The sequence below is a fragment of the Vibrio sp. 811 genome, assembly GCF_033339195.1.
Genome location: NZ_JAWOUB010000906.1, coordinates 1 through 528, shown reverse-complemented (window position 1 = coordinate 528; position 528 = coordinate 1). Strand labels below are relative to the sequence as shown.

Below are 528 nucleotides of genomic sequence, written 5' to 3'. Positions count from 1 at the left end.
GTTTACCGAATCGCTCGACAGAGAGCTGTTCGCAACCGGAATCCGTGCGCTGTATTTGGCACCAAGAGCGACAGAAACCTCACTCAATAGCGATGCCGTCAATGAAATGAATCGACAACTGGGTAACAAAACGGACTCGCCGCAAGTTGTTGCCAATCACGTTGTCACCATGTTGGAAAAAGAAATTTCCGCGAAATGGATTGGTTGGCCAGAAAAACTTTTTGCTCGCATCAATCAGCTGCTTCCAAGCGTGGTTTCTTCTGCGATTCGTAAGCAACAAGAAACCATTCACCAATACGTAAACCGAGTCAGTCATTGAAGAGGACATGGACGATGAATTCCAAACAACTACTTTGCGCTTTAACGGTTTGTTCAACGTTAGCTTCGACCGCTGCGTTGGCAGGTAATGCTCCACTGCAACAGGTTCAAAAGAAATGGGCGGAATGTCAGTACAGCACGCCCGATGGTGACGAAAAGGAACAATGCTTCCATCGTGCGATTGCCAAAACCAGTATTTATCTCGACAGA

2 pseudogenes are annotated in these 528 nt (G+C 47.0%); both read left to right on the top strand.

What is annotated here, in order from left to right:
• Nucleotides 1-319: pseudogene (locus R7Q46_RS30055) on the top strand (short chain dehydrogenase); the annotation flags it as partial.
• A 14-nt stretch (nucleotides 320-333) separates the two neighbouring features.
• Nucleotides 334-528 (top strand): annotated as a pseudogene (locus tag R7Q46_RS30050) (hypothetical protein); the annotation flags it as partial.